This window comes from Actinosynnema sp. NPDC053489, from assembly GCF_044544865.1.
Lineage (GTDB): Bacteria > Actinomycetota > Actinomycetes > Mycobacteriales > Pseudonocardiaceae > Actinosynnema.
In genome coordinates this window covers 72,205-91,462 of the sequence record NZ_JBITXT010000008.1, presented here as the reverse complement: position 1 = coordinate 91,462, position 19,258 = coordinate 72,205, and the positions used below count along the sequence as shown (strand labels likewise).

Genomic DNA, 19,258 nt, shown 5'->3' with positions numbered 1-19,258 from the left:
ATGGCCATCGTCCTGGGGCCCAACCAGTACGGGAAGGCGGAGAACCGCCTCGTCACGGTCACCCGCGACGGTGCCGTGCACACGATCAGGGACCTCACGGTCAGCACCTCCCTGCGCGGCGACCTGGCCGACACCCACCTGACCGGCGACAACTCCAAGGTGCTGGCGACCGACACGCAGAAGAACACCGTCTACGCCTTCGCCAAGCGGGCGCCGGTCGGCGAGATCGAGGACTTCGCGCTGCGCCTGGGCCGGCACTTCGTCACCTCGCAGGAGGCGATCACCGGCGCCCGCGTGCTGATCGACGAGCACGCGTGGCAGCGCATCGAGGGCAACGACCACTCGTTCGTCCAGGCGGGCAACGAGAAGCGCACGACCGCCGTGACCGTCGAGGGCGAGCGGGCCTGGGTGGTGTCGGGGCTGCGGGACCTGGTGGTGCTCAAGTCGACCGGGTCGGAGTTCCACGGCTTCCCGCGCGACGAGTACACGACGTTGCGGGAGACCCACGACCGCATCCTGGCCACGTCGGTGACCGCGCGGTGGCGCTACCAGGGCGACGGGATCGACTGGGCGGACAGCTTCGCCCAGGTCCGGCGGCTGCTGCTGGCGGCGTTCGCGGGCAAGCACAGCCTGTCGTTGCAGCAAACCCTGTACGCGATGGGGGAAGCGGTGCTGGAAGGTCGGCCCGAGGTGGCGGAGGTGCGGCTGTCCATGCCGAACAAGCACCACTTCGCGGTGGACCTGTCGCCGTTCGGGCTGGAGAACGACAACGAGGTGTTCCACGCGGCCGACCGGCCGTACGGGCTGATCGAGGGCGTCGTGCTGCGCGACGACGCGGAGGACGCCGGCTCCGCCTGGTACGCGCTGCCGTCGTTCTGACGCCGGCGCGGTCACTTCCGGCGGGGTCACTTCCGGCGGGGTCACTTCCGGCGCAGCGCCATGCGTTGCAGCCGCCACGCGTGGAACAGGTCGGCCTCCTCGTACCAGTCCACGACCGTCGGCCGGCGGGCCGTGACCATGAACTCCAGCAGCACGTCGCGGTACGTCGACAGCGGCACGCCCACGCCCGGCGGGAAGTCCGTGTAGGTCTCGTCGACGTACGGCGCGTGCGGCTCGCCCTTCGGCCAACCGGTGAACTCGTCGTCGACGTAGTTCAGGTAGCCCCACCGGCCGCGCACGGCGAGCACCAGGTTGTGGTCGCACTCCCCCTCGGCGTCGGGCGGCCGGCCGAAGTGCTCCAGCATCCCGTCGTTGCACTCGGGCCGCGCCAGGGCGGCGATGAGCACGTCCACGTCCGCCGCGCACGCCACCACCTGGTAGCGGAACTCCGCCCGCTCCAGGTTCGGCAGCCCGGTCCACAAGCCGGCCCTCATGGTCATGACACACACCCTGACCGGTGTCGCACGGCCCGGCAGATCACTGGTTCGAGAATCACCCCATCCAGCGATGCCGTGATCACTCTCTTCTAGCTAGGGCCCGCAATTCGGTCACGGTGAGTCCCGTCGTCCGGTGGATCTCGTCCTCGTCCAGGGCACCGCAGTCCAGGGCGCGCAGGAACGACGTGGACAGCGCCTGGGCGGTCGCGGGCTCGTCCAGCACCGAACCGCCCGCCCGCGCCACGTACGCCCGGAGCCGCCGTGCGTCGGCCTCCACGCCCTCGAGGTGGAACGCGTGCACCGCCGCGTACCTCGTCACCAGCTGCGCCGGGTGCAGGTCCCAGCCCTGGTAGAAGCCGTGGGCCAACGACCGGCGCGCCAACCGGTAGTGCGTGCGCCAGCCCTCGTGCACGTCGTCGCCCACCGGCAGGACGTTCGTGGAGCCGTCCGACAGCTCGACGCCGGTGCCCGCGGCGGACACCTGCATGACGTTGCGGGCGAAGTCGCACGCGCCGTGCGCCAGGTGCTGGTGCGCCGCGCCGAGCCCGCAACCGGCCGTGTAGTCGTAGGTGCCGAAGTGCAGCCCGGTGACGCGGCCGCGACCCGCCTCCAGGAACCGCGGGATGGCGAGCCGGCCCTGCGGGTCCACGATCGACCGGGTCGTCTCGACCTGGACCTCGAACCGCAGCGGCAGCCCGAACAGGTCCAGGACGTCGCCGAACACCTCCACCTGCGCGACCGAGGTGACCTTCGGGAAGGTGATCACGAAGCCCTCGGGCGCGCCGCCGAGCGCGGTGAGGAACACGTCGAGCGTGCGGATGCCGCGCTCGCGCGACACCTCCGTGTCGAACGACTTCATCCGCAGCCCGAACCGCGGTGGCGCCGCGCCGTCCCGCAGCCAGTCCCGCACGACGTGCGCGGTGCGTTCGGCGTCGGCGTCCTCCTCGTCGTCCGGACGGGCTCCGTAGCCGTCCTCGAAGTCGACGCGCAGGTCCTCCACCGGCTCGCGCTCCAGCTTGGCCCGCACGCGCGCGTCCACCGCCCCGGCCACGTCGGGCGCGAGGTCGAGCACGTCGGCCAGTCCGTCCGGGGCGTGCTCGTCCAGGGCCGCAAGCGCTTGCGCACCCCAGTCCGCGATCGTGGCCGGAGTCACCCGGTCGGCGGGCACGTAACACGTGTGCACCGGCTGCCGCCCCGCGGGCGAGCGCGGCTCCACATCGGACAACCGCGCGGTGACCGCCCGCACCGCCTCGGCCTGCAGCGACGTCCGCGGCACGTCAGGCGATCCGCTCGTAGGCGGGCAGGGTCAGGAAGTCCACGAACTCGTCGGACAGCGCGACCTGCTCGAACAGCTCCACGGCCAGGTCGACGTGCTCTCCGCCCAGCTCCCGCCGGACCTCCGCGAGCACGGAGCGCACCAGCTCGGCGGTGACGGGCGTGCCGTCGTCCAGCACGACGCCGTTGTGCACCCACTGCCACAGCTGCGAGCGGGAGATCTCGGCGGTGGCCGCGTCCTCCATCAGGTTGTGGATCGCCGCCGCGCCGTTGCCGCCCAACCACGACAGCAGGTACCGCACGCCGACGTCCACCGCGGACTCCACGCCCGCGCGGGTCGCGCCGCCGCCCGCCGACGCGAAGTCCAGGAGCTGCTCGGCGGTCACCGACACCTCCGGCCGCAGCACGTCGAGCTGGTTCGGGCGGTCGCCCAGCTTCGCGTCGAAGATCTCGGCGCACACCGGCACGAGGTCCGGGTGCGCCACCCAGGAGCCGTCGAACCCGTCGTCGGCCTCCCGGGTCTTGTCCGCCCGCACCTTCGCCAACGCCCGCGCGGTGACCTCCGGGTCGCGCCGGTTCGGGATGAACGCGGCCATGCCGCCCATCGCGAACGCGCCCCGCTTGTGGCACGTGCGCACGAGCAGCTCGGTGTAGGCGCGCATGAACGGCACGGTCATCGTGATGCTGTTGCGGTCGGGCAGCACGGCGTCCGGCCCGGCGTCGCGGAAGTACTTGATGACGCTGAACAGGTAGTCCCAGCGGCCCGCGTTCAGACCGGACGCGTGGTCGCGCAGCTCGTAGAGGATCTCCTCCATCTCGAACGCGGCGGGGATCGTCTCGATCAGCACGGTCGCGCGGACCGTGCCGTGCGGCACGCCGAGCCGTTGCTGCGCGGCGGTGAACACGTCGTTCCACAGCCGGGCTTCGAGGTGGCCCTCCATCTTCGGCAGGTAGTAGTACGGGCGGCCCAGCCCGGCGTTGTGGAAGAAGTGCAGGCCGAAGTCGACCAGCGCGCCCACCGCGGGCCTGCCGTCGACTTCCAGGTGCCGCTCGGGCAGGTGCCAGCCGCGGGGGCGGACCACGATCGTCGGCCGGGCCACGTCGTCGCGCAGGGCGTAGTGCTTGCCCTCCGGCGAGGTGTGCTCGACCGTGCCGCGGGCCGCGTCGTAGAGGTTGACCTGGCCGGAGACCACGTTGTGCCAGTGCGGGGTGTTGGCGTCCTCCAGGTCGGCCAGCCACACCTTCGCGCCGGAGTTCAGCGCGTTGACGGTCATCTTCCGCTCGGTCGGGCCGGTGATCTCCACGCGTCGGTCCCGCAGCGGCTCGGGCGCCTCCGCGACGCGCCAGTCACCGTCGCGCACCGCCCGCGTCTCGGGCAGGAACCCGAGCGGGCGGCGGTGCGCGCGGCGGGCGATCAGCTCGTCGCGGGTGGCGGCGAAGTCGCGGTGCAACCCGGCCACGAACTCCAGCGCGTCCGGCGTGAGGATCTCGTCCCCGCGCTCCACCTCGCCCCCGAGGACGCGAACACCGGACATGGGAGCCCACCTCGATTCCGAGTCGGTTTCTACTTCGCGGACTATAGTTTTCGCGAAGCGGAACGGCAACGAAGGAGTGGTGTCGGTGGCACGGGAGTCCACGGGCGGCGTCCAGTCGCTCCAACGCGCCTTCGACCTGCTCGAACGCCTGGCCGACGCCGGTGGCGAGGCGAGCCTGTCCGAGCTGGCCGGCAGCTCCGGCCTGCCGCTGCCGACCATCCACCGGCTGATCCGCACCCTCGTCACGCTGGGGTACGTGCGGCAGAACAGCAACCGGCGGTACGCGCTCGGGTCGCGGCTGATCCGGCTCGGGGAGGGCGCGTCGCGGCAGTTCGGCACGTGGGCGCGGCCGGTGCTGGCGCGGTTGGTGGACCAGGTGGAGGAGACGGCGAACCTGGCCGTGCTGGACGGCGACGAGGTCGTGTACGTGGCGCAGGTGCCGTCGCGGCACTCGATGCGGATGTTCACCGAGGTGGGGCGACGGCTGCTGCCGCACGCCACGGGCGTGGGCAAGGCGATGCTGTCGCAGCTGCCGCGCGACGAGGTGCGGGCGTTGCTGGCGCGCACGGGTCTGCCCGCGTACACGCCGAACACGATCACCGACGTGGACGAGCTGCTGGCGTCGCTGGACCGGGTCGCCGAGCAGGGCTACGCGCTGGACGAGAGCGAGCAGGAGCTGGGCGTGCGGTGCGTCGCCGTGCCGCTGCGGGGCGCGCCGACCCTGGCCGCCGTCTCCGTCTCGGGCCCGGACAGCCGCCTGACCAAGGACTCCGTCACCCGGATCCTCCCGACCCTCCTCACCACCGCCACCCTCCTCACCACCGAGAGTCCTACGTCCAACGCGCGAGAGTCCAACGTCCAGAGCACGTGAGTTGAACATTCGACCGACCGGGTGGTCGGTCGAATGTTCAACTCGGGGTGCCTGAGCGTTGGACTCTCGAAGCCTGGACGTAGGACTCTCGAGTCAGGTCAGGAGGGCGTCGACGAAGGCGGCGGGTTCGAACGGGGCCAGGTGGTCCGCGCCCTCGCCCAGGCCCACCAGCTTCACGGGCACTCCCAGCTCGCGCTGCACCTGGAACACGATGCCGCCCTTGGCGGTGCCGTCCAGCTTGGTCAGCGCGATGCCGGTCACGTCGACCACGTCGGCGAACACCCGCGCCTGGGTCAGGCCGTTCTGCCCGGTGGTGGCGTCGAGCACGAGGAGCACCTCGTCCACCTCCGCCTGCTTCTCCACGACGCGCTTGACCTTGCCCAGCTCGTCCATCAGGCCGGTCTTGGTGTGCAGCCGGCCCGCGGTGTCGATCAGCACGGTGTCCACGCCGTCCTGCACGCCGCGCTTGACCGCCTCGAACGCCACCGACGCCGGGTCCGCGCCCTCCGCGCCGCGCACGGTCGCCGCGCCGACCCGCGAGCCCCACGTCTCCAACTGGTCGGCCGCCGCCGCGCGGAACGTGTCCGCCGCACCCAGCAGCACGGTCCGGCCGTCCGCCACCAGCACCCGGGCCAGCTTGCCCGTGGTCGTGGTCTTGCCGACGCCGTTCACGCCGACCACCAGGACGACGGCGGGCTTCACGCCGCCGGAGCCGTCGACGTGCGGCAGCGCGTTCACCGCACGCGCCATCTCCGGGTGCAGCGCCTTCACCAGCACGTCGCGCAGCAGCGCCCGCGCGTCGTCCGACGTCCGCACGCCCCGCGCCACGATCTGCTCGCGCAGCGAGGTCACCACCTCGTCGGTGATCGCCGCACCCAGGTCCGCCAGCAGCAGCGTGTCCTCGACGTCGGTCCACGAGTCCTCGTCCAGGTCGCCCGCGCCGAGCAGCCCCAGCAGGCCCTGCCCGAACGTCGACCGCGACCGCGACAGCCGCCCGCGCAGCCGCTCCAACCGGCCGGCGGTCGGCTCGATCTCCTCGACCTCGGACGCCTGCACGGGCAGGTCGACCTCGACGAACCCGCGCTTCACGGAGTCGCGCGGCACGGCGGCGTCGTCACCGACCCCCGGCTGCCCGTCGACCTCGGTGCGGTCGGCGACCGGGTGCTCGACGGGCTCGACCACCTCCGCGGGCGGCGGCGCCTCGGCGGTCGGCGGGGTCGGCGCGGTCGGTTCGGCCGGCGCGGTCGGTTCGGCCACCGGTGGCGCAGTCGCGTTGAACGTGATCGCGCCGCCGGCCTGGTAGCCGCCCTTGGCGGCCTTGTCCTGCTCGGGCTCGGTGAGGCTGATCCGCCGGCGCCGCGCCAGCACGACGCCCGCCACGAGGGCGACCGCGAGCAGCGCCACGACGACGACGATGATCCAGATCAGGGACGTGGTGGACACGGCGCAATCCTCGCACGCCACCCTATGTGGACGATCGACGAATCAGATTGATTTCCGGCAACTTTCCCACAAGCACCCTTGCGCTCGCGCGCAGTGTGGAATAGACCACAGGGCGTGAGGGTGATCGGGCTCATCTCGGGCACGTCGATGGACGCCATCGACGTGGCCGTCGCCGACCTGGTCCTGGACGGGCCGCGGGTCGTGCTGACCCCCGTGGAGCACGCCGAGCACCCGTTCCCCGAGGAGCTGCGCACGCCGCCGACCAGCGCCGCCGACCTCTGCGTCCTCGACACCCGGCTCGGCCAGGCGTTCGCCGAGGTGGCCGCCCGGTACCGGGGCGACCTCGTCGCGTCGCTGGGCCAGACCCTGCACCACTGGGTCGAGGACGGCCGCTGCCTGGGCACGCTCCAACTCGGCCAGCCGGCGTGGATAGCCGAAGCCACGGGCCTGCCCGTGGTCGCCGACCTGAGGGTCCGCGACGTCGCGGCGGGCGGCCACGGCGCGCCGCTGGCGAGCACTCTGGACGCCCTGTGGCTCGCCGACTTCGACGGGCCGGCCACCGCGCTGAACATCGGCGGCATCGCCAACGTCACGAAGATTTCGCCCGAAGGTGTCACCGCCTACGACACCGGACCGGGCAACGCGCTCATGGACGTGGCGATGACCGTCATGACCGGGGGCCGGCGCACCCGGGACACCGACGGCGAGTTCGCCCTGCGCGGCACGGTCCGCGCCGACCTGCTCGACCGCCTGCTGGCCGACCCCTACTACGCCCGGCCCGCGCCGAAGTCGACCGGCAAGGAGCACTTCAACCGCGCCTACCTCGACCGCGTCGCCGAGGGCCTGACCATCCAGGCCGAGGACCTGCTGGCCACCCTCACCGAGCTCACCGCGCGCACGATCGCCGCCGAGTGCGCGGGCACCGTCATCGGCTCCGGCGGCGGCATGCGCAACCCCGCGCTGGTCGCGGCGCTGCGCCGGCGCGTCGACCTGCGCACGAGCGACGAACTGGGACTGCCCGCCGCGGGCAAGGAGGCGTACCTCGCCGCCCTGCTGGGCTTCCTGACCTGGCACGGCCTGCCCGCGAACGTGCCGTCCGCCACCGGCGCCGCCGGTCCGCGCCCGCTGGGGTCGATCACCCCCGGCCGCTACCCGCTGCGCCTGCCCGAGCCCGCGGTCACCGCCGTGACCGGGCTGACGATCAGCGGCCACCGGTGGCCGGCCGGCCACCGGCGCCGGGGAGATGGAGGAGACCGTGCGCGCACTTGACGTCGGCATCATCGTGCTGTTCCTGGTCGGCATGCCGCTGCTGGGCGTGTGGATCGCCGGCCGCCAGCGCTCCGCCACCGACTACTTCGTCAGCGAGCGCCGCATCTCCTGGTGGGTGGTGTGCGTCTCGGTGGTGTCGGCCGAGACGTCCACGTTGACCGTGCTGAGCGTGCCGACCGTCGCCTACCTGGGCACGATGACGTTCCTGTCGCTGTCCATCGGCTACCTCCTCGGCCGGATCGTGGTGTCGTTCGTGCTGCTGCCCAGGTACGTGGCGGGCGAGCTGATCACCGCCTACGGCTTCCTCGGCAAGCGGTTCGGCCGCAACATCCAGAGCACGGCGTCGGTGACGTTCCTCGTCACCCGCCTCCTGGCGGACGGCCTGCGGCTGTTCGCCACCGCCATCCCGATCAAGGTGGTCCTCGTCGCGTACGGCGTGGACGCCTCGTACTGGCTGATCGTGGCGGTGCTCGGCGTGGCGATGGTCGTCTACAGCTTCCTCGGCGGTGTGCGCGCCGTCGTGTGGGTCGACGCGATCCAGATGCTCTGGTACGTCGTCGGCGCGTTCGCGGTGATCCTGGTGCTGAACGGCAAGCTGCCCGACGGGTGGTTCGCCGCCGCCGCCGACGCGGGCAAGTTCCAGGTCCTCGACTTCGGCGCCAGCAACTTCACCTCGCCGTACGCGATCGCCACCGCGTTCATCGGCGGCGCGGTGCTGTCCATGGCCTCGCACGGCGCGGACCAGCTGATCGTGCAGCGCCTGATGGCGACCAAGGACGTCCGCGCGGCGCAGAAGGCGTTGATCGCCAGCGGTGTGGTGGTGTTCCTCCAGTTCGCGTTGTTCCTCTTCATCGGCGTGATGCTGTGGGCGTTCTACAAGGCGGCCAACCCGGTCAAGGACCTCGGGCTCAACAACAACGACGAGCTGTTCGCCAACTTCATCGTCAACGACATGCCGAGCGGGCTGTCCGGGTTCGTGATCGCGGGCATCCTGGCGGCGGCCCTGTCGTCGTCGCTGGGCGCGCTGGCGTCCTCGACCGTCACCGACGTCGTGCAGCGCCTGAAGCGGCGGCCGCTGACCGAGGCGGAGGTGTTCCGCCAGGGCCGGGTCTGGACCGTGGTGTGGGCGGCGCTGCTGATCGTGTGCGCCGGGTTGTTCGCCTCGCTCACGCGGCGCGGCAACCCGATCGTGGAGCAGGGCCTGTCGATCGCCGGGTTCACCTACGGCGCGCTGCTCGGCGCGTTCCTGCTCGGGTTGGTGTTCCGCGCGGCCCGGGAGCTGGACGCGGTGGTGGCCTTCGCGGTGACGGTGGTGGTGATGGCGTTCGTGATCCTGGGCGTGAAGTTCGTCGGACCGGACGCGCGCCTGGCGATCGACTTCTCACCGGCCGCGCCGGCGCAGAAGGTCGTGGCCCTGGCCTACCCCTGGTACACCGTGCTCGGGGTGCTGGTGACGTTGGTCGTGGGCGGGCTGATGTCGTTGCGGCACCGGGGTTCCCGCCCGCCGGGCGTCTCCGGTGACGCGGTGTCGGCCAAGGCCGCGTGAGCGGTCAGGCGGCGTTGGCGCGGTAGGCGACGAGTTCGAGGTGGAGGCGGAAGCCGAGCCGGTCGAACATCCGCAGGGACGAGCGGTTGCCCGCCAGTATCGCGGCGGTGGCCTGCGGTCGTGCGCCGGACTTCTCGGCGAGCTTCCAGACCAGCTCGGTGACCAGCGCCGCGCCGACGCCCTGCCCCCGCACCTCGGGTTCCACGGCCACGAAGTCCAGGTAGAACTCGCCCGGCTCGGCCTTGCCCGACGCGTAGCCGAGGACCCGGTCCCCGTCGACGGCGACGACCACGGTGTGCGGTCGGCTGCCGTCGACGAGCTCGCGGCCGGACAGGTGGGTCCTGGGGAAGCACCGCTCGTGCAGCACGGCCACCGCCTCGTGCACGGCCGGGTCGGTCGGCAGCAACCGCATCTCGCGGGCCGGCCCGGTGCGCGGGCAGCTCGCCTCGCGCAGCAGCAGGCCGCGCAGGCCGTCGCCCTCCAGGACGTGGATGCCGCACGGCCGCGCGGCGGCGAAGCGGTGCCGCTCGGCGAACGCGGCCAGCCGCCGGTGCCCGGTGTGGCCGAGCAGCTCGCGGTCCGCGACCCCGGCGAGCAGCGGCTCGGCGGCGGCGTACAGGGCGTCGGCGGTCTGGTCCCAGATCCGGCTGCCCGCCGGGTGGTTCACGGGCACGTCGACGAACGGCCCGTGCAGGTAGGCGCGGCCGGCGTCGGGGTCGACCTCGACGCTGAGCGCGCCGCGGACCCCACCGGAGTCGTCGGTCGCGACCAGCGTGCACGAGGCCCAGTCGGGCTCGAACTCGGCCAGCTCCGCGGAGATGTCGCCGAGCGTCTCGCCGAGGTAGCCGATGTGGTGCGCGTCGTCGGCCTGCAACCGCAGCACCAGCGCGAGCACGGCGTCCAGGTCGTCCTGGGCGGCGGGACGGATGTCGTACATGTCTGGAATGGTCGCCCGCGGGGTCGGCGAACGCGAGGGAGTTTTCCAGGTCGGCCCGCCTGCCGGAACCCCTGGTCAGGCGCGTCCGCCCTGGGCGAACGGGCCGCGGGGGACGGCCGGTCGCGCCCTGCGGGGGCGAGGGGGCGGGCGCCGGCGGCGCGGCTCGGCGGGTTGCCGGTAAGCCTCGGATGACCGACATCTCTTGCCGCGCGTTTCGCGTTGGGGAACCCTGGGAGGGTGAGCGAGGAAACGATCCAACTCGAACTCAACGACAGCGGGGTGGCGGTAGACCTGCCGATGCCTGCCAACCAGCGGGACCAGGTGCAAGAGGTCCCCTATCGGCCGGTCGAGTTCCGTGACGACGACCTGCCCAACGCGTTGGAGCGCGCAGCGTCCTGGCTGCGGCAGACGCAGGACTGGCTCGGTGAAGCGGTCGACGTGATCGCGGTCCACCTGGACTACGACGACACCAAGGGTTCGCCGTACTACGCCCTGAAGTTGCTGTGCAATGAGGAGGACCTGGCGGGCGTCCCTCGCGTGGTGCGCGAGCACGATCGCACTACTGGCGAGTAACGTACGCTGGGTCCATGCCAGATCGCGTGTACCCGCCGGTGATCGCCGCGGCCAAACTGATGTTCCGCGTGCTCGACATGCGGATCACCGTGGAGGGCGCGGAGCACGTGCCGACCACCGGCGGGGCCGTGCTGGCCTCGAACCACGTCTCCTACCTCGACTTCATCTTCGCCGGCTACGGCGCGCACCCGGCGCGCAGGCTGGTCCGGTTCATGGCCAAGCACGAGGTGTTCCAGCACCCCGTGTCGGGCCCGCTCATGCGTGGGATGCACCACATCCCGGTGGACCGGACCGCCGGCCAGGCGTCCTACCAGCAGGCGCTCGACGCGCTGCGGTCCGGTGAGGTCGTCGGGATCTTCCCCGAGGCCACGATCAGCCGGTCGTTCACCGTCAAGGACGTCAAGAGCGGCGCGGTGCGGATGGCGGCCGAGGCGGGCGTTCCGCTGCTGCCGACCGCCGTGTGGGGCACGCAGCGGCTGTGGACCAAGGGCAGGCCCAAGTCCCTGACCCGGCGGCACGTGCCGATCACGATCATCGTGGGCGAGCCGGTCGAACCGACCACGGACGCGGACCTGCGCGAGCGGATGCAGGCGCTGCTGGACGACGCCCAGGCCCGCTACCCCGAGTCGGGCGAGGGCCAGTGGTGGCAACCGGCGCACCTCGGCGGCACCGCACCGACCCCGGAAGAGGCGAAGCGCCTCGACGGCCGCTGAGTCCTAGGCGGACGCGTCCGGTCCAGACGAATCAGGTCCGGACGGATCAGGTCCGGACGGGTCCGGCCCGGACACCTCCGTCGGCGCGGCGGCGGCAGGCGTGGCGGTGGCGGGCTTGGCGCGCTTCGGCTTGTCCTCGCCGCGCAGGCGCTGGGAGATCACCTGGCTGATGCCGTCACCGCGCATCGACACGCCGTACAGGGCGTCGGCGATCTCCATCGTCGGCTTCTGGTGCGTGATGATCAGCAGCTGGGAGTGCTCGCGCAGCTGCTCGAACAGGCCGATCAGCCGGTGCAGGTTGGTGTCGTCCAGCGCCGCCTCGACCTCGTCCATCACGTAGAACGGCGACGGGCGGGCGCGGAAGATCGCCACCAGCATCGCCACCGCGGCCAGGGACTTCTCCCCACCCGACAGCAGCGACAGCCGCTTGACCTTCTTGCCCGGCGGCCGGGCCTCCAGCTCGATGCCGGTGGTCAGCATGTCGTCCGGCTCGGTCAGCACCAGCCGTCCCTCGCCGCCGGGGAACAGCACCTTGAACACGACCTCGAACTCCCGGGCGACGTCCTCGTAGGCCGACGTGAAGACCTCCAGGATCTTGTCGTCGACCTCCTTCACCACGGTCAGCAGGTCCCGCCGGGTCGCCTTGATGTCCTCCAGCTGGTTGGACAGGAACTTGTACCGCTCCTCCAGCGCCGCGAACTCCTCCAGCGCCAGCGGGTTGACCTTGCCCAGCAGCGACAGGTCACGCTCCGCCCGCTTGGCGCGCCGCGCCTGCGTGTCCCGGTCGTAGGGGATGGGCTGCGGCGCGGTCACCAGCTCGCCGCGCTCCTTCGCCGCCTCGTACTCGGCGACCTCCTGCGGCGACGGCGGGATGAACACGTCCGGGCCGTACTCGGCGACCAGGTCCTCCAGGCCGATGCCGAACTCGTCGGCGACCTTGGTCTCCAGCTGCTCGATCCGCATCCGCTGCTCGGCCCGCAGCACCTCGTCGCGGTGCACGGCGTCGGTCAGCTTCTCCAGCTCGACGGACATCTCGCGCACCAGGTGGCGCACCTGCGCCAGGTACGCCTCGCGCTGCGCCCTGCGCTCCTGCGCCGCGTCGCGCTCCTGGGCCGCCCGGGCCAGCGACGCGGCAATCCGCTCCAGCGCCACCTCGCCGCCGCGCACCACGGCCTTCGCCACGACCGCGCCGCGCGCACGGGCCGCGTGCGCGCGCTGGGCCCGTTCCCGCGCCTCCCGCTCGGCCCGAGCCGCCCGACGCAGCCCTTCGGCCTTGCCCTGCAACGCCCGGGCGCGCTCCTCGGCGGTGCGCAGCGCCAGCCGGGCGTCCACCTCGCCCTGCCGGGCGGAGGCCAGCTCGGCGGCCATCTCGTCGCGGTGCGCGGTGTCCGGCTCGTCGTCCAGCGGCTGCTCCTGCGCCACCAGCAGGCGTTCCTCCAGCTCGCCGAGCTTGAGCAGGTTCTCCTCGCGGGCCGCCTCGACCTTCTCCCGCTGCACCCGCACGCGGTCCACCTCGGCCTCGGCCGAGCGCACGGCCGCGGCCAACCGGTTCAGCCGCTCCGACGACCGGGCGCGCCGCACCTTGGCCTCGTTGAGCTGCTCCTTGATCGCGGCGAGCTCGGACCGGCGCGCCTGCTGCTCGGCCCGCGCGCCTTCGAGGGCCGCCGTGGACTGCTCGGCGGCGCGTTCGGCGAGCGCCAGCTTCTCCGACGCCTCGTCGACGGCGGCCTGCACCTCGATGACGCTCTGGCTGCGCCCGGACCCGCCGACCGCCCAGTCCGCGCCCAGCACGTCACCGTCCCGGGTCACCGCCCGCACGGCCGCGTGCGCGTCGACCAGCCCGCGCGCGGTGCCCAGGTCGTCCACCACCGCGACCCGGTCCAGCGCCCGGTGCAGCGCGGGCCGCAGCGGCTCCGGGGCCTGCACCAGCTCCACGGCCCACCGCGCGCCCGACGGCAGCGCGGGCCACCCGGACCGGTCGACCGTCGACGGAGCGCCGCCCACCAGCACGCCGGCCCGGCCGGTGTCCTGCTCCTTCAGCAGCTCCAACGCCGCCACCGCGTCCGCGCCCGACGCCACCGCGACCGCGTCCGCGATCGGGCCGAGCGCCGCCGCCAGCGCGACCTCCGCACCCGGCTCCACGGTCAGCAACGCCGCCACCGAGCCCAGCAGGCCCGGCAGCCGGGACGCCAGCAACGCGCCCGCGCCGTCCTTGCGGGTCAGCCCCAGCGACAGCGCGTCCACGCGCGCCTTCCACGACGCGATGTCGCGCTCGGCCGCGCGCTCGGCCTTCACCAGCTCCTCGACCCGCCGGCGGGCGGCGTCGTCGGCCTCCGCGGCCAGCCGGTGCCGCTCGGCCAGGCCGACGTCGTCCTCGTCCTCGGTGCCGGTCACCTCGCGGGCCTCGGCCAGCTCCTGCTGCGCGACCTCGGACCGCTCGACCGCCTCGGCCAGCGCGGTCGACATGCGCTCGATCTCCTCGGCGGTCGCGCTCGTCTTCGACCGCAGCGCCTCGACCTGACCGGACAGCCGGGCCAGCCCCTCGCGCCGGTCGGCGATCGCCCGCACCGCGGCCAGGTGCGCCTTCTCCGCCGCCGACACCAGGCGCTCCAGCTCGGCCCGCGTCTCCACGGCCTCCGCCAGGCCCACCCGGGCCTCCGTCACGCCGTCCTGCAGCTCCTGCTCCAGCAACGCCGTCTGCTCGGCCTCGGCCTCCAGCTCGTCCGGGTCACGCCCGCCGCGCGGGGCGTCCACCGCCGCCGACAGGTGCCGTTCCCGCTCCACGGCCAGCCGCACGGTGCCGCGCAGCCGCTCCTCCAGCGCCGACAGGCGGTACCAGGTGTCCTGGGCCCGCTGGAGCTTCGGCGCGTCGGCCGCGACCTGCTCCTCCAGCTCGTTCTGCTGGAGCTGGGCCTGCTGGAGCGACTTCTCCACCTCGGTGCGGCGGGCGCGGGCGGCGGCCTCGTCCCGCTCCTCGCGCGCCAGCGCCTCGCGCTGCGTCACCAGGTCGTCGGCGAGCAGGCGCATCCGGGCGTCGCGCAGCTCCGACTGCACGACCTGCGCGCGCCGGGCGATCTCGGCCTGCTTGCCCAGCGGCTTGAGCTGGCGGCGCAGCTCGGCGGTGAGGTCGGTCAGGCGGGTCAGGTTCGCCTGCATCGCCTCCAGCTTCCGCAGCGCCTTCTCCTTGCGCTTGCGGTGCTTGAGGACGCCGGCGGCCTCCTCGACGAACGCCCGCCGCTCCTCGGGCTTGGACTCCAGGATCGCGGCGAGCTGGCCCTGGCCGACGATCACGTGCATCTCGCGGCCGATGCCGGAGTCGCTGAGCAGCTCCTGGATGTCCATCAGCCGGCAGGAGTTGCCGTTGATCTCGTACTCGGTGGCGCCCTCGCGGAACATCCGGCGGGTGATCGACACCTCGACGTAGTCGATCGGCAGCGCGCCGTCGGAGTTGTCGATGGTCAGCGTCACCTCGGCGCGGCCGAGCGGCGCGCGGCCGGACGTGCCGGCGAAGATGACGTCCTCCATCTTGCCGCCGCGCAGGTCCTTCGCGCCCTGCGTGCCCATCACCCAGCGCAGCGCGTCGAGCACGTTCGACTTGCCGGACCCGTTCGGGCCGACGACGCACGTGATGCCGGGCTCGAAGCGCAGCGTGGTAGCCGAGGCGAAGGACTTGAAGCCCTTCAGCGTCAGGCTCTTGAGGTGCACGCGGGGCAGCGTACCCGTGCGGGCCCGTGACCCGGTGCCGGCACGTTGACCAGCGCGATCACGGTCGCACCGACACGAGGACCCGCATGTCGACCACGACGTCGAGGCGTTCGATGTCGGCCACCCGGAACGACGTGGAGCCCGGGATCCGCTCGTCCGGCGCGTGGTCGGTGCCCCACCAGCCGCCGATCTCGGTGCGCCCGGAGCGGTCGTGGACGATCAGCTTGCACCGCGCGCCCCGGGGCGCGTTCTCCAGGCTCATCCACAGCTCGGTGCCCCAGGACTTGGCGACGAGGTCCGCGCTGGCCACCACGCCGGTCCCCGCGTCGGCGGCGTGCCAGGTGACGGCCGCGCGGTCGTCGCCGACCAGCCTCGGCACCAGCACCGCGCCCACCGCGACGAGCACGGCCAGCACGGCCGCGCCGACCAGCACCGGCCACCGCCGTCGCCGCGCGGGCGGCGGCACGGGCTCCGGTTCGGGCTCCGGCGGCAGCGGGCGCAGGTCGGGGTCGGGCGCGGGGTCCTCGAACGGCAGCTCCAGGTCCGCCGGCCGCACCTGGCCGAGCAGCCCCGGCAGCGGCGCGAGCCGCACCATCTCCCGCCGGCAGGTGGTGCAGCCGCGCACGTGCCGCTCGAACGACGAGCGCTCGGCCGGGTCGAGCGCGCCGAGCAGGTACGCGCCGAGGGCCACCGTGCGGTCGCAGCTCACGACTCCGTCACCCCCCGCTCCTCCAACGCGTCGCGCAACGCCCGCAGGGCGTAGAAGCAGCGCGACTTCACCGTGCCGGGCGGGATGCCCAGCACCGCCGCCGCCTCGGCCACCGAACGCCGCCGGTAGTACAGCTCGACCACCACGTTGCGGTGGTCGGCGCTCAGCGCGCGCAGCGCCTCGGCCACCTGCCAGCTCTGGAGCACGTGCTCCACCTCGTCCGCGACCGGCGGCAGGTCGCCCGGCTCGATCGGCACCTCGGAGTTGCGCCCGCCGCGCTTGCGGAAGCCGGAGATGACCAGGTTCCTGGCCACCGTGTAGAGCCACGGCCCCGCGTCGGCCGGGGTCAGCTCGTCGACGTGCCGCCAGGCCCGCAGCAGCGTCTCCTGCACGACGTCCTCGGCCTGCTGGTGGTCGCCCCCGACCAGACGCAGGACGTAGCCGTGCAGCGGGCCGCGCCAACGGCCGTACAGCTGCCTGACGACATCTTCGCCACGGTCCACACCGAAGTACTACGCCACCGGGCCCCTCGGCGTTCAACGCTCCACGAAACCGGTGAGGCCGCCGCGGGGCTCGGACCAGCGTTCCACGACCGTGTCCACCCGACCGGGGGTGTCACCGGAACGCAGCGCGGCCAGCAGGTCCCGGCACGCGGACTCGGGCCCCTCCGCGTTCACCTCGACCCGGCCGTCACGCAGGTTGGCCGCCGAACCGACGAGGCCCAGCTCAAGGGCCCTGGCGCGGGTCCACCACCGGAATCCGACGCCCTGCACGCGCCCTCGCACCCACGCGGTCAGGCGCACCGCCCGTTCTGCTCCAGCCACAAGAGCCATCCTGTCATTTCACCCATTAGTGGTACGGTGCGCGACCGTGACAGCACGGCGTGGTAACCGATCCGTGATCGGCGGTCTCGTCGGCCTGCTGCTCGGCGCGGCCGGTGCGACCGGCGTCGCCGTCGCCGACCCGGACCGGCTCGCCCCGCTCGTCGGGCACAGCGCAGCACAGCGCGCCGGTTCCGACAACACGGGCGTCGGCGGGGTCGGTGGCGTGGGCGAGCCCGCGCAGGGCCGCGAGCCGGGGCTCCCGCCCGTCACCACCGCGACGTCACCGGCCACGGGCACGACCACGGCGACGACCACGACCTCCGAGACCACCACGACGACGGAGACGACGACCACCACGTCCGCGCCGCCGACGTCGTCCGCCGAACCCACGACCACCACCAGGCCCGCCGACCCGCCGCAGGCCCAGCAGGTCGTCGCCCTGGTCAACGAGGCGCGCGACCTCGCCGGCTGCAAGCCGCTGGAGGTCGACGAACGGGTGGTCCGGGCCGCGCAGGGCCACAGCACCGACATGGCCGAGCGCGACTACTTCTCGCACACCACGCCCGACGGCGTCGACTTCGCCCAGCGCATGCGCGCGGAGGGCTACCCGAACCCGGGCGGGGAGAACATCGCCACGGGGCAGCGCTCGGCCGAGCAGGTCATGAAGGCCTGGATGAACTCCGACGGGCACCGCCGCAACATCCTCAACTGCGGGTTCACCACGATCGGCGTGGGACTGGACACCCGCGGCTGGTACTGGACCCAGAACTTCGGCTGGTAGGGCAGACCCTTGGGAGAACCGTTGTACGAGACCCCGGAGCCCGGGCGCTCCCGCCCCCGCGTGTCACCCCACGTGCTGCTGGCCGCGTCCGGCGTCGCCGTGTCGACGATCTTCGCCACCATCGCGTCCCTGGCCGGTGCCACCCCGGACGCGTCGCCGGCCGGCCCGGTGCCGCGCGAGGACGTCGTCTCCCGCAACACCCTCACCACGGTGCCGCGCACGTCGTCGCCCTCCTCGGTCAGCCTGACCACCACCGCGGAGTCGACCACCACGACGACCGAGGCGACGACCACGACGACCACCTCCCGCCGCACCCGCATCACCACGGTGACCAGGCCGGACGGCACCACCACGACCACCGTCGTCGACGACCCGCAGCCCCAGCCGACGGCCGCCCCGCCCCCGGTCGTCACCACGACCACCACCACGAAGACGACGACCACCACCACCACGCCCCCGCCGGTCGTCACCACCACCGTGCCCACGACGACGGAGGCCGACCCGCCGACCGGCCAGTAACGAGGTCGTCCGCGCGAGGTGACGGTCCTCCACACCATCGGGTGGAGGACCGCGCGAACGATGCGGCACCCGACAAGATCGGCCGATAACCCGAGCACCTGACCATCAATCCGGGTTCCCAGCAGGGAGATGGTGTGTTCGAGGAACAACGGCCCGCGTCGCAGAAGAAGCCGAAGAAGGCGAGGAAGAAGGTCACCTCGGTGGTGCTGCTGACCGCGGGCGGCGCGGTCGTCGCCACCGTGATCGCCACCCTGGCGTCCGTGCTGACCGGCGACGGGTCCGCGCCGGTGGCACGGCCCGAGCCGCTGGTCGAGGTGGGCACGACGGCGGGCGTGCCGTTGACCGGCGTGCCGGGCGCCGGCACGGCGACGGTCGTGGTCACGGTGTCGAAGCCGGTGACCACGCAGCCGGGCCCGTCACCGGGTGCGAAGCCGGCCGACCCGGCGGGCCCGGACCAGGGGTCCACCGCGGAGCCGGTGTCCGACCAGGGGTCGACCACCCAGTCGCCGAGCAACCCGCCGTCGTCCTACCACCCGACGCCGTCGCCCTCCTCCACGTCGTCGTCGACCACCACCACGACGACGACACCTCCGCCTCCGCCGACCGAGGACGGGGCGCCGTAGCTACCAGACGTCGCCGTCGCGCCAGTCGCAGGTGAGGTCGCCGGTCAGGTCGAGCGGCGCGACCGGCAGGACGAACACCCCGTCGTCCTCCTCCTCGGTGCGCACGACGCCGGCGGGCGTCAGGGCGAACGTCCGGCCACGCCACCGCCGCCACCCCCGCCCCGCGTAGAACGCCAGGGCGTCCTCCGAGGCGCTCAGCGCGCCCAGGGGGTACGCGCGCCGCACCACGTCCTCCAGAGCCGCCATGACGGCGCTGCCGACGCCCCGGCGGCGGTGGTCGGCCCGCACCGCGACGCCCTCCACGTACCCGGCCCGCAGCGCCCGCCCGCCGTGCAGCAGCCGCCGCTGCACGACCGCACCGTGGCCGACCAGCTCGTCGCCGTCGTGCGCGAGCGCGTGCACGCCGCCCAGCGCGTGCTCCCAGTCCTCGTCGCCGAAATCGCCGTCGAACGCCCCGACGAGCAGGTCTCGGACGGCGGCGAGCACCGCTTCGGGGGCCTGCCAGGTGTGCAGCACGGACACGGGTGGCACACCTCACACCCTAGGCCGTCACACCCCG

At 73.1% G+C, this 19,258-nt stretch carries 19 protein-coding genes; 9 read left to right on the top strand and 10 right to left on the bottom strand.

From position 1 onward, the window contains the following. Positions 1–879 carry a factor-independent urate hydroxylase gene (gene pucL / locus ACIGNX_RS19985; RefSeq protein WP_396542107.1) on the top strand — a complete coding sequence of 293 codons (879 nt, stop codon included), beginning with the start codon at positions 1–3 and terminating at the stop codon, positions 877–879. A gap of 41 nt (positions 880–920) precedes the next feature. Here the strand turns inward: pucL and ACIGNX_RS19980 are convergent, their stop codons facing one another. The 3 genes from ACIGNX_RS19980 to aceB all read right to left on the bottom strand — a co-directional run bounded on the left by ACIGNX_RS19980 (position 921) and on the right by aceB (position 4,186). Further along, on the bottom strand, positions 921–1,379 hold the full coding sequence (locus ACIGNX_RS19980) for an Imm1 family immunity protein (protein ID WP_396542105.1): 459 nt from the start codon (positions 1,377–1,379) through the stop codon (positions 921–923). A 76-nt stretch (positions 1,380–1,455) separates the two neighbouring features. Next, on the bottom strand, positions 1,456–2,652 hold the full coding sequence (locus ACIGNX_RS19975; protein WP_396542103.1) for a DUF6986 family protein: 1,197 nt from the start codon (positions 2,650–2,652) through the stop codon (positions 1,456–1,458). Between the two features lies 1 nt (position 2,653). After that, positions 2,654–4,186, bottom strand: a complete 1,533-nt coding sequence (gene aceB, locus ACIGNX_RS19970) for a malate synthase A (RefSeq protein ID WP_396542101.1) — start codon at positions 4,184–4,186, stop codon at positions 2,654–2,656. A gap of 79 nt (positions 4,187–4,265) precedes the next feature. Between aceB and ACIGNX_RS19965 the strand changes: the two genes are divergently transcribed. Next, positions 4,266–5,057, top strand: a complete 792-nt coding sequence (locus ACIGNX_RS19965) for an IclR family transcriptional regulator (RefSeq protein ID WP_396542099.1) — start codon at positions 4,266–4,268, stop codon at positions 5,055–5,057. Between the two features lie 93 nt (positions 5,058–5,150). Here the strand turns inward: ACIGNX_RS19965 and ftsY are convergent, their stop codons facing one another. Then, entirely contained in the window at positions 5,151–6,500 is a 1,350-nt protein-coding gene (gene ftsY, locus ACIGNX_RS19960; protein ID WP_396542097.1) for a signal recognition particle-docking protein FtsY, read from the bottom strand. 114 nt (positions 6,501–6,614) lie between these two features. Here ftsY and ACIGNX_RS19955 point away from each other — a divergent pair, with 114 nt between their 5' ends. Both ACIGNX_RS19955 and ACIGNX_RS19950 read left to right on the top strand, forming a co-directional pair. Next, complete coding sequence (locus tag ACIGNX_RS19955) at positions 6,615–7,769, top strand: anhydro-N-acetylmuramic acid kinase (RefSeq protein ID WP_396542095.1); 1,155 nt, start codon at positions 6,615–6,617, stop codon at positions 7,767–7,769. Further along, positions 7,756–9,315, top strand: coding sequence for a sodium:solute symporter (locus ACIGNX_RS19950; protein ID WP_396542093.1), 1,560 nt, complete (start codon positions 7,756–7,758; stop codon positions 9,313–9,315). Before ACIGNX_RS19955 ends, ACIGNX_RS19950 begins: the two co-directional genes overlap by 14 nt. 4 nt (positions 9,316–9,319) lie before the next feature. Here ACIGNX_RS19950 and ACIGNX_RS19945 read toward each other — a convergent pair whose 3' ends face one another. Next, a complete protein-coding gene (locus tag ACIGNX_RS19945) occupies positions 9,320–10,252 on the bottom strand; it encodes a GNAT family N-acetyltransferase (RefSeq protein WP_396542091.1) in 933 nt (310 codons plus the stop codon). Positions 10,253–10,489: 237 nt separating this feature from the next. On the opposite strand from ACIGNX_RS19945, the gene ACIGNX_RS19940 reads away from it, so the two are divergent. Further along, on the top strand, positions 10,490–10,825 hold the full coding sequence (locus ACIGNX_RS19940; RefSeq protein ID WP_396542089.1) for a hypothetical protein: 336 nt from the start codon (positions 10,490–10,492) through the stop codon (positions 10,823–10,825). 14 nt (positions 10,826–10,839) lie between these two features. Then, complete coding sequence (locus ACIGNX_RS19935; protein WP_396542087.1) at positions 10,840–11,538, top strand: lysophospholipid acyltransferase family protein; 699 nt, start codon at positions 10,840–10,842, stop codon at positions 11,536–11,538. 3 nt (positions 11,539–11,541) lie between these two features. Here the strand turns inward: ACIGNX_RS19935 and smc are convergent, their stop codons facing one another. Genes smc through ACIGNX_RS19915 form a run of 4 tightly spaced genes read right to left on the bottom strand, consistent with a single transcriptional unit; the run spans position 11,542 to position 16,785 of the window. Then, the gene (gene smc, locus ACIGNX_RS19930) at positions 11,542–15,243 is read right to left on the bottom strand and encodes a chromosome segregation protein SMC (RefSeq protein WP_396542085.1); all 3,702 of its coding nucleotides are present in this window, start codon (positions 15,241–15,243) and stop codon (positions 11,542–11,544) included. A 58-nt stretch (positions 15,244–15,301) separates the two neighbouring features. Continuing rightward, positions 15,302–15,952, bottom strand: coding sequence for an anti-sigma factor family protein (locus ACIGNX_RS19925; protein ID WP_396542083.1), 651 nt, complete (start codon positions 15,950–15,952; stop codon positions 15,302–15,304). Next, complete coding sequence (locus ACIGNX_RS19920) at positions 15,949–16,455, bottom strand: sigma-70 family RNA polymerase sigma factor (protein ID WP_396542081.1); 507 nt, start codon at positions 16,453–16,455, stop codon at positions 15,949–15,951. Before ACIGNX_RS19920 ends, ACIGNX_RS19925 begins: the two co-directional genes overlap by 4 nt. Before the next feature lie 33 nt (positions 16,456–16,488). Further along, positions 16,489–16,785 carry an acylphosphatase gene (locus ACIGNX_RS19915; RefSeq protein ID WP_396542079.1) on the bottom strand — a complete coding sequence of 99 codons (297 nt, stop codon included), beginning with the start codon at positions 16,783–16,785 and terminating at the stop codon, positions 16,489–16,491. 64 nt (positions 16,786–16,849) lie between these two features. Between ACIGNX_RS19915 and ACIGNX_RS19910 the strand changes: the two genes are divergently transcribed. The 3 genes from ACIGNX_RS19910 (at position 16,850) to ACIGNX_RS19900 (ending at position 18,699) form a co-directional block, all read left to right on the top strand. Next, positions 16,850–17,557: a CAP domain-containing protein gene (locus tag ACIGNX_RS19910; RefSeq protein WP_396542077.1), complete on the top strand. Its 708-nt coding sequence runs from the start codon at positions 16,850–16,852 to the stop codon at positions 17,555–17,557. A gap of 21 nt (positions 17,558–17,578) precedes the next feature. Next, entirely contained in the window at positions 17,579–18,076 is a 498-nt protein-coding gene (locus tag ACIGNX_RS19905) for a hypothetical protein (RefSeq protein ID WP_396542075.1), read from the top strand. A gap of 134 nt (positions 18,077–18,210) precedes the next feature. Next, positions 18,211–18,699, top strand: coding sequence for a hypothetical protein (locus tag ACIGNX_RS19900; RefSeq protein ID WP_396542073.1), 489 nt, complete (start codon positions 18,211–18,213; stop codon positions 18,697–18,699). Here the strand turns inward: ACIGNX_RS19900 and ACIGNX_RS19895 are convergent, their stop codons facing one another. Beyond that, positions 18,700–19,230: a GNAT family N-acetyltransferase gene (locus ACIGNX_RS19895; protein WP_396542071.1), complete on the bottom strand. Its 531-nt coding sequence runs from the start codon at positions 19,228–19,230 to the stop codon at positions 18,700–18,702. Positions 19,231–19,258 lie beyond the last annotated feature (28 nt).

Coding starts and splice junctions, on each gene's coding strand:
- pucL (WP_396542107.1), top strand. CDS start 1: ATGGCCATCGTCCTGGGGCCCAACCAGTACGGGAAGGCGGAGAACCGC.
- ACIGNX_RS19915 (WP_396542079.1), bottom strand. CDS start 16,785: ATGGCTCTTGTGGCTGGAGCAGAACGGGCGGTGCGCCTGACCGCGTGG.
- ACIGNX_RS19980 (WP_396542105.1), bottom strand. CDS start 1,379: ATGACCATGAGGGCCGGCTTGTGGACCGGGCTGCCGAACCTGGAGCGG.
- ACIGNX_RS19945 (WP_396542091.1), bottom strand. CDS start 10,252: ATGTACGACATCCGTCCCGCCGCCCAGGACGACCTGGACGCCGTGCTC.
- ACIGNX_RS19935 (WP_396542087.1), top strand. CDS start 10,840: ATGCCAGATCGCGTGTACCCGCCGGTGATCGCCGCGGCCAAACTGATG.
- aceB (WP_396542101.1), bottom strand. CDS start 4,186: ATGTCCGGTGTTCGCGTCCTCGGGGGCGAGGTGGAGCGCGGGGACGAG.